Origin of the sequence: Ferrimonas futtsuensis DSM 18154 (assembly GCF_000422645.1) — a bacterium.
Taxonomy (GTDB): domain Bacteria; phylum Pseudomonadota; class Gammaproteobacteria; order Enterobacterales; family Shewanellaceae; genus Ferrimonas; species Ferrimonas futtsuensis.
Genome location: NZ_AUGL01000030.1, coordinates 35,134 through 42,814, shown reverse-complemented (window position 1 = coordinate 42,814; position 7,681 = coordinate 35,134). Strand labels below are relative to the sequence as shown.

Sequence of the window (7,681 nt, the reverse complement as noted above, 5' to 3'; positions counted from 1 at the left end):
ACTCGTTGTCATACCAGGCCATTACTTTCACCAGGCGACCATTCACTCGGGTCTGAGTGGCGTCGAAGGTGGAGGAGTAAGGGCTGTGGTTGAAGTCGATGGACACCAGAGGCTCATGGTTTACAGCCAGAACTTCGCTCATGGCACCAGATGCGCACGCTTTCTCGATGATGGCGTTCACTTCTTCAATAGTGGTGTCACGGCTGGCCACGAAAGACAGGTCAACCAGGGATACGTTTACGGTAGGTACACGAACCGCACCGCCGTCGAACTTACCAGCCAGCTCAGGTACAACCAGGCCCACAGCGGCAGCAGCGCCGGTCTTGGTGGGGATCATGTTGACGGCTGCAGCACGGGCGCGACGCAGGTCAGAGTGGTATACGTCAGACAGACGCTGGTCGTTGGTGTAGGCGTGTACTGTGGTCATCAGACCGGACTCGATACCCAGAGCGTCGTTCAACGGCTTGGCGAAAGGCGCCAGGCAGTTGGTGGTGCAGGACGCGTTGGAGATAACGGTCATATCGGAAGTGATGACGTCGTGGTTAACACCGTAAACAACAGTGGCGTCTACTTCTTTACCTGGAGCGGAGATGATGACTTTCTTGGCGCCAGCTTCGATGTGCTTAGACGCGGTCGCCTTGGTAGTGAAGATACCGGTACACTCGAACACTACGTCCACACCCAGGTCTGCCCAAGGCAGCTTGGAGGGATCGCGCTCGGAGAAAGTCAGAATTTTGTCACCGTTGATGGTGATGGCATCGTCGCTGTGCTCAACTTTGGCATTGAAGCGACCGTGTACGGAGTCGTACTTGGTCAGGTGAGCGTTGATGGATGCGTCACCCAGGTCGTTAATGGCAACGATTTGGATGGGGTAGTCTTTTTCGCTTTCATATAGTGCACGGACGACGTTGCGGCCGATACGGCCATATCCATTGATGGCAACTTTGATCATAGCGATACCTGTCTCATAACTTTAATAACTGTGGTTAATTTACAACAATAATGCCGGTGGTCAAGGGTGACGACGCAATAATCTGCTGTATTTGAGTAAATGTTACGACACATCAAGTTTTGACAGCTTAAAGCCTAGTACACAAAGGGCTAAACCGTGGTGAAGATCACGTTAACCCTCGTGCCTTTGTGAGCAAGAAATCATCATTCGACCTGAAAGAGCAAAAGAAATTTAATTACAGTTTTAGGCTCTCGGGCTTAAATTTTCCCTCTTCCAGCAGTTCGTCGATCTGCTCCGCTTTCTCGTCCAGCTTAGTCCTTTTTACGCCTGCAGAAGCGGCCAGCAGACTCAGTCTTTGTTCGTTCACCAGCTCGGGTTGGTGCCGTGCGATTAGCTTGGCAAACAGATAGGCCTGAACCGGCTGATCGAGGTTCATGTATTCCTGGGACAGTTCAAGATAGGTATCGACCGAGGGGTAGGGCAGTTCATTCAGGGTATCGAGAAGATAATCTACGGCTTTCTGAGGGTTAGCCCTGGAGTAGTAGGAGGCGGCAAATTGCTTAAGTTCGACGGTGTTGAGCTCTCCATTGCGCTCGGACTGCAGGAACTGGCCCAGCGCTTTGGTGTCATTCAGGCGGGTCCAGCGATAGAAAGTGATGTAAGGGGAGGTGTCTTCGCTGGTGCTATTTTGCAGTTTTTTCAGCGACTTCTGCGATGACATGTAGCTTTCGATACGGGCGGTTTCCCTCTCTTTGGCGACCAGACGGTTTTCGATCATGGTGGCCTTCTCCATGCACTTAACGTAATTCTCCAGTGCAATGAGCTCGTTATACAGGGTGTGTCTGTCGGAGTCCTTATGCTCGTAGCGGGTCCAAATCACCTGTGAACGCTCTTTGACACACCACCCGGTCAGGGCGACGTCGGCGCACATTTTGGGGTTGCTCTCGCACACCTCCTGCAGGGTGAGTCGTGTGTCACAGGCGGTGAGGGGGAGCAGCAGTGCCGCTAAAGCAATTACTCGCATTGTGTAAACTTACCAAAAATTTTCTCTATTACAGCGGTAAACCGCCAATTTGCCTAATTAAATTACGGGTTTAGCTGGCTGGAATCAACCGGACGATCTTCTGTAGAATACCGCCAGCTGGCCAACGTAGCCACGTAATCTGTACCCATTTCATGGTCTTTTGACTTAGTCGACATTATAGGTCCTAAGCTGCAGATCATGCCTAGAAAGGATTTGTCCCAAATGACCGCTGACAAGCATCTGAAAAGCTGGCAAGAACGTTTTGAAATGGCGGAAGCGATGCAGCCTCTGATCGGCAAGCTGTACCGCAACCAGGGCATCGAAGTGCTGGTGTATGGCAAGAGCCTGCTCAACGCCTCCACCATCGACATCATCAAGATGCACCGTCTTGTTCGCAAGCACGAGGGCGACAAGCTGCGCCTGCGTGAGAGCTTCCCCTTCCTGGAAGCCCTGAGCAAGCTGGACGTTAAGTATGCTCGTGTCGACCTGGGCAAACTGGCCATCAACTACTGGCGCAACCACAGCGACGGCAGCGAGATTGAAGCCTATGTTGCCAAAGAGATGGCGCCTGCCTCCAATCAGGAAGTTGAGCAGCGCGATGTTGTGCTGTACGGCTTTGGCCGTATCGGTCGTCTGCTGGCCCGCCTGATGATCGAGCGTACCGGCGTGGCCAACAACATGCGTCTGCGCGCCATCGTCGTCCGTGGTGGTCGTGGTGGTGACCTGGAGAAGCGTGCCAGCCTGCTGCGCCGTGATTCCATCCACGGTCCTTTCAATGGCTCTATCGAGGTGGATGCCGAGAACAACGCCATTATCGCCAACGGTACCTACATCCAGGTGATCTACGCCAACAGCCCTGATCAGGTGGATTACACCGAGTACGGCATCGATAACGCCCTGGTGGTGGACAACACCGGTATCTGGAAGGATGAAGAGGGCCTGGGCCTGCACCTGAAGTCCAAGGGAACCGCTAAGGTGCTGCTGACTGCACCTGCCAAAGGTGACATCAAGAACGTGGTCTACGGCGTAAACCAGGCAGACATCCTGGATGAGGACCTGATTGTGTCCGCTGCCTCCTGTACCACCAACGCCATCACCCCTGTGTTGAAGGCGATTAACGATGAGTATGGCATCCGCAACGGTCACGTTGAAACGGTTCACTCCTACACCAACGACCAGAACCTGATCGACAACTTCCACAAGGGTGACCGTCGTGGCCGCAGTGCGCCGCTGAACATGGTACTGACCACCACGGGTGCCGCCAAGGCGGTGGCCAAGGCTCTGCCTGAGCTCAAGGGCAAGCTGACTGGTAACGCCATCCGCGTGCCTACTCCAAACGTGTCCATGGCCATCATGAACCTGAACCTGGCCAAGGAAACTGACCGTGACACGCTGAACGAGTACCTGCGTGAAGTGGCCCTGCACTCCAACCTGCAAAGCCAGGTGGACTTCACCGAGTCTACTGAGATTGTGTCTACCGACCTGGTAGGTTCTCGCTACGCCGGTGTGGTGGACTCCCAGGCCACCATCGTCGACGGTGACCGTGCGGTACTGTACGTATGGTACGACAACGAGTTCGGTTACAGCCGTCAGGTAATTCGCGTCATGAAGAAGATGCTGAACCTGACCACTCACGTTATCCCTGCCTAAGGGATAACCGAGATAAAAAAACCGGCGCATGCGCCGGTTTTTTTGTGCCCGAAGGTATGGGGGCCGATAGCTTCAGGGGATCAGATGCAGCGAGCCGGTTTTGGCAAGCCGGCTATTTTGGTGGCCTGTTTGGCCGGGCCTTTGGGGAACAGCTTGTAGAGATACTTGGAGTTGCCCTTATCCTCGCCCAGTTTCTGTCCAATCGCTTTGACCAGCACCCGGATGGCGGGGCTGGTATTGAACTCCTCGTAGAAGTCGCGAACAAAGGTAACCACCTCCCAATGAGCGTCGGAAAGTTCGATCCCCTCCTGCTCTGCCAAAATGGGCGCCATTTCCGGCTGCCACTGACTGGAATCGAGCAGGTAACCCTGCTTGTCGGTGGCGATCTCCTGGCCATTAAAATTCAACATCATTACCACGCCTGTACTTTTTCAAACTCCAGCGTCAGCTGGACAAATCTATCGTAGTCGACCACCTCAATGGGGGCGTTCACTCGGGAGATCAAGCCTCGGGCCTCAAGATCTTCCTTGAGAACATAACAGGGGCAGTCAGACAATGGCTGCAGCCACTGCGGCAGGGTAGCGGCGATGACGGCATCCTGCATCAGCAGAATGCCGTCTCCGGGGATCAGGGCGCGCAGCATCAGGGTGAGCCCGTCAGAGTCGGACGGCGAGCGAGATTGGGTATGGAGTACGTTCAAAATGTCAGTACCTGTTCTGTCTGGTTTAACTCCTGGGCGAAGTGCGCCTTATCAGCCACGTCAACCGCCATCAGCAGATCATCGCCGGTCAATCCACGCTCGGCCAGGGAGGTGGCGCAGACCCAGATCTCCTCCACATCGTAGAGGGGGAGGGCCTTGAAGGTGGCGATGTAATCTCGCCCCTCAATGCTGCCGGGTCGCTGCCCTTTAAGCAACTGATAGACCCCGTCACCACAGAAGAACAGCCGGGTGGGGATGTCGTAGCTGGCCCCGAGCAGTGCCAGGTCCAGTGCCTCCCGACCGCGGGGGGTGCCGTGTGGCGCGCGGGTAAATAGGATTCCTAACTGCTTCATCAGAATTGCACCGTCCTGTCTACCTGCTGCATGGTGGTCACCAGCTCGCCCAGGCCCCCCAGGATGAAGGGTGAGGCCAGGTTGGCACTGTCCAGGCCACCATCTTCGGCGGCTTCCGCATCGATGATGCCCCGTCGCAGTCCGGCTGAGACGCAACTGACCAGAGGCACCTTGTGCTGCTGGTGAAGGGCATGCCAACGTGGTGAGAGGTCCAGCTCATCACTGGCGGGCATCAGCATACGGCTGGCGTTGAGGACGCCGTGCTGGTAGAAGAACACCTGTTCCAGGGTGTGCCCCTGAGCCAGCAAGGTTTCACAGAACTTCAGGGCAGACCAGGCGGACTGGCTGCCGTAGGGTTCGCCGTTCACGACGACTAGAAAAGAACTCATTTCGGATTCGTAACCAAAGAAAAAGGCCCCGACTTGGGGCCTTAGTGTATCTCAAACTGGGCGCTTAGTCGTCGCTCATCCCCAGCAGGCTCAGCAGGCTGACAAAGATGTTGTACAGCGAGACAAACAGAGTCACGGTGGCGTTGATGTAGTTGCGCTCGCCGCCGTGGATGATGGCGCTGGTCTGCATCAGGATGGCACCGGAAGAGAACAGGATGAACAGGCAGCTCAGGGCCATGCTCAGCGCGGGAATCGCCAGGAAGATGTTGGCGATGAAGGCGGCGATGATCACCCAGAAGCCAGCCATCATCATGCCGCCGAGGAAGGACATGTCCTTACCGGTCACCAGCACATAGGCGGAGAGGCCGAAGAAGGTGAAGGCGGTGCCGCCCAGGGCCATCATGACGATGTCACCCATGCCCGCGCCCAGATACATGCCTAGGATGGGGCCAAGGGTGTATCCCATAAAGCCGGTCAGGGCGAACACGGACACCAGACCCATGGCGCTGTTGGCGGTGCGGCTGACCAGGAACAGCAGACCGTAGAAGCCCACCAGAGTGATGATGATGCCCGGATGTGGCAGCTGCAGTGCCATGGTGACACCGGCGACGGCAGCTGAAAACGCCAGGGTCATGGCCAGCAGCATATAGGTGTTGCGTAGAACTTTGTTGACCTCGACGCCGGCAGAGCTGGCGACGGTTTCAAAACGTTGGGTCTGCATGTGGACTCCTTTTTTGTGGCCCGTTTCTGACAGGTTAGAGCCACCGATTCCTGAAAAGTTTAACTCTACAAGCTGATGTGGGAACGGAGCAACGGTTTTTCAACCAATTTAGTAACAAAACCACTGCTGTGGCCGGTGTCTACCGGGCAGTTTCGGAAAAACCTTGGCGCGACCATGGCTTACCCGACCCATTCGGCTTCGTTGACGATTTATGACAAAACTTCTACCTTAAGCGGGTTAACCTTCCCCAGTTGAAGGTGCCCGCGAGGCAAACAGGCCCGCCAGAGGCCGACAAGGTGCCCCATCACCTGATTTGTACGGTTTTTTGCCAAGTCCATGACGTATTTGGTCATTCAACTGAAATTTTTTGAGCTTGGTATTTTACAGGTTAAGGATTAACTCACTCACTATGGATACTCTAAGCATTGCCCTGGAGCTTGAGCCCCACCTGATCGCCCTGGAAAAAAGGCTGTTTGTTCCCTCCACCCGGCGCAGCCGCGAACTGCTTGCCTTTTTGATTCACAAGGAATTTATCGAAGTGGGGGCGTCCGGTCGCGAGTTTGGTCTGGAGGAGGTGCTCAAGCGCTTGCCGGAAGAGGACTCTCTGGGTGTGGAAGCCCAGGATTTCAGGGTAAGGCAGTTGGCTCCCAACCTGTGTCAGGTGCTCTATAACGCCAAACTGACCCGGGGCACGGTGGTCAGCCACTCCCGTCGAAGCTCCCTTTGGGCTCTGGAGGATCATCGTTGGCAGATGATTCATCACCAGGGCACCCCCTGCCAACCGTTTTAGTTTCATGACAAAGCTGGTTGTTCGCCCTTACCGGACAGAAGATGCCCGGGCTCTGACGGACATCTTCTACGACACCGTCCACCGGATTGGTCTCGTCCATTACACTCAGGCCCAGGTGAATGCCTGGGCGCCACAGCCCAAAGAGTACGAGCGCTGGCAGCAAAGGCTGGCCCAGTGGCCGCCTATAGTGGCTGAATTCGATGGCAGGGTGGTGGGCTTCATTACCCTGACACCGTCAGGGCATATCGAGTGGACCTATACCCATGCTGATCTTCAGCGCCAGGGGATCGCGTCCCGTTTGTACCGACATCTGGAGCAGGAGGCTCGTCAACAGAGAATGGGTCGATTGACCGTGGATGCTTCTCGCTTTGCGCGCCCCTTTTTCGAGGCAAAAGGGTTTGCGGTGGTGCGGGAGAACCAAACCGTTCGCCAAGGTGAAAAATTGCAGAATTGGCGTATGGAAAAGCGCCTCTAGGAAGTCAAACCATCTGAAGGGCGGATCTTTTGTCAATCCCGCTGGATTCAGGGGTTTACACCGGACGATCCTTTCACTATTATTGCCGCCACTGGAGAGATGGCTGAGTGGTTGAAAGCACCGGTCTTGAAAACCGGCAAGGGTTAATAGCCCTTCTAGGGTTCAAATCCCTATCTCTCCGCCATATTTCAATACCTCGAGTTCTGAAGCCTTAACACTCTGGATTCGGAGTAGGTGAGATAGGGTGCAGAACCCTAGCCGGGTTCGCAACGAGCACAGCGAGTAACGCCGAAGGCGGCCGAGCTCCGCGAGGGAATCAATCCCTATCTCTCCGCCATATTCGTTCAACCCGCCTTTGAGGCGGGTTTTTTCGTACAACTCGCACTCTGCGAGAGAGTCACGGTCTGAGGTCGCAGCAGCGACCTGGCGGCCTAGGATTGTCACAAGGGTGTGCGAGACTCAGTCAACGGCAGCAAAAGCGGAGCTCGGCTCCCTTTGGTGCCAGGGATAGCTAACTTGGTGTTGCATACCCTGGTGAAGAGGCTAAAGATTCCGGTCCCGAATCCCCGTTGGCATTGATGAAGTGGGCTATAATTCGGTCGGCTATGTCAGGCTTCCCAAACGACG

The 7,681-nt window shown here is 55.3% G+C and carries 10 protein-coding genes and 1 tRNA gene; 4 read left to right on the top strand and 7 right to left on the bottom strand.

Going from position 1 to position 7,681, the window contains the following annotated elements; translation table 11 throughout:
- Positions 1-952, bottom strand: a 952-nt coding sequence (gene gap / locus G505_RS0116810) for a type I glyceraldehyde-3-phosphate dehydrogenase (RefSeq protein ID WP_035385518.1), incomplete at its 3' end; no start/stop codon positions are given.
- 235 nt (positions 953-1,187) lie between these two features.
- Entirely contained in the window at positions 1,188-1,976 is a 789-nt protein-coding gene (locus G505_RS0116805; RefSeq protein ID WP_084644040.1) for a DUF2989 domain-containing protein, read from the bottom strand.
- A 222-nt stretch (positions 1,977-2,198) separates the two neighbouring features.
- Here G505_RS0116805 and G505_RS0116800 point away from each other — a divergent pair, with 222 nt between their 5' ends.
- Positions 2,199-3,626, top strand: a complete 1,428-nt coding sequence (locus G505_RS0116800; protein WP_028110597.1) for a glyceraldehyde-3-phosphate dehydrogenase — start codon at positions 2,199-2,201, stop codon at positions 3,624-3,626.
- An 80-nt stretch (positions 3,627-3,706) separates the two neighbouring features.
- Here the strand turns inward: G505_RS0116800 and G505_RS0116795 are convergent, their stop codons facing one another.
- The 5 genes from G505_RS0116795 to G505_RS0116775 all read right to left on the bottom strand — a co-directional run bounded on the left by G505_RS0116795 (position 3,707) and on the right by G505_RS0116775 (position 5,789).
- A complete protein-coding gene (locus G505_RS0116795) occupies positions 3,707-4,036 on the bottom strand; it encodes a TusE/DsrC/DsvC family sulfur relay protein (RefSeq protein ID WP_028110596.1) in 330 nt (109 codons plus the stop codon).
- A gap of 2 nt (positions 4,037-4,038) precedes the next feature.
- Entirely contained in the window at positions 4,039-4,326 is a 288-nt protein-coding gene (tusB, locus tag G505_RS0116790) for a sulfurtransferase complex subunit TusB (protein ID WP_035385517.1), read from the bottom strand.
- A complete protein-coding gene (gene tusC / locus G505_RS0116785) occupies positions 4,323-4,679 on the bottom strand; it encodes a sulfurtransferase complex subunit TusC (protein WP_028110594.1) in 357 nt (118 codons plus the stop codon). The genes tusB and tusC overlap by 4 nt, the downstream gene beginning before the upstream one ends.
- Entirely contained in the window at positions 4,679-5,068 is a 390-nt protein-coding gene (tusD, locus tag G505_RS0116780) for a sulfurtransferase complex subunit TusD (protein WP_028110593.1), read from the bottom strand. The genes tusC and tusD overlap by 1 nt, the downstream gene beginning before the upstream one ends.
- Positions 5,069-5,132: 64 nt before the next feature.
- On the bottom strand, positions 5,133-5,789 hold the full coding sequence (locus G505_RS0116775) for a Bax inhibitor-1/YccA family protein (RefSeq protein ID WP_028110592.1): 657 nt from the start codon (positions 5,787-5,789) through the stop codon (positions 5,133-5,135).
- Positions 5,790-6,198: 409 nt separating this feature from the next.
- Here G505_RS0116775 and G505_RS0116770 point away from each other — a divergent pair, with 409 nt between their 5' ends.
- From G505_RS0116770 to G505_RS0116760, 3 genes are all read left to right on the top strand, one after another.
- Positions 6,199-6,579: a nuclear transport factor 2 family protein gene (locus G505_RS0116770; protein ID WP_035385516.1), complete on the top strand. Its 381-nt coding sequence runs from the start codon at positions 6,199-6,201 to the stop codon at positions 6,577-6,579.
- A 4-nt stretch (positions 6,580-6,583) separates the two neighbouring features.
- On the top strand, positions 6,584-7,054 hold the full coding sequence (locus G505_RS0116765; RefSeq protein WP_051216384.1) for a GNAT family N-acetyltransferase: 471 nt from the start codon (positions 6,584-6,586) through the stop codon (positions 7,052-7,054).
- A 93-nt stretch (positions 7,055-7,147) separates the two neighbouring features.
- Positions 7,148-7,238: transfer RNA gene (locus G505_RS0116760), tRNA-Ser, on the top strand.
- Positions 7,239-7,681: the final 443 nt, after the last annotated feature.

What these genes read in the sequence shown, in the direction of transcription:
- G505_RS0116805 (WP_084644040.1), bottom strand. Translation starts at nt 1,976, where the DNA reads ATGCGAGTAATTGCTTTAGCGGCACTGCTGCTCCCCCTCACCGCCTGT.
- G505_RS0116800 (WP_028110597.1), top strand. Translation starts at nt 2,199, where the DNA reads ATGACCGCTGACAAGCATCTGAAAAGCTGGCAAGAACGTTTTGAAATG.
- G505_RS0116795 (WP_028110596.1), bottom strand. Translation starts at nt 4,036, where the DNA reads ATGTTGAATTTTAATGGCCAGGAGATCGCCACCGACAAGCAGGGTTAC.
- tusC (WP_028110594.1), bottom strand. Translation starts at nt 4,679, where the DNA reads ATGAAGCAGTTAGGAATCCTATTTACCCGCGCGCCACACGGCACCCCC.
- tusD (WP_028110593.1), bottom strand. Translation starts at nt 5,068, where the DNA reads ATGAGTTCTTTTCTAGTCGTCGTGAACGGCGAACCCTACGGCAGCCAG.
- G505_RS0116775 (WP_028110592.1), bottom strand. Translation starts at nt 5,789, where the DNA reads ATGCAGACCCAACGTTTTGAAACCGTCGCCAGCTCTGCCGGCGTCGAG.
- G505_RS0116770 (WP_035385516.1), top strand. Translation starts at nt 6,199, where the DNA reads ATGGATACTCTAAGCATTGCCCTGGAGCTTGAGCCCCACCTGATCGCC.
- G505_RS0116765 (WP_051216384.1), top strand. Translation starts at nt 6,584, where the DNA reads ATGACAAAGCTGGTTGTTCGCCCTTACCGGACAGAAGATGCCCGGGCT.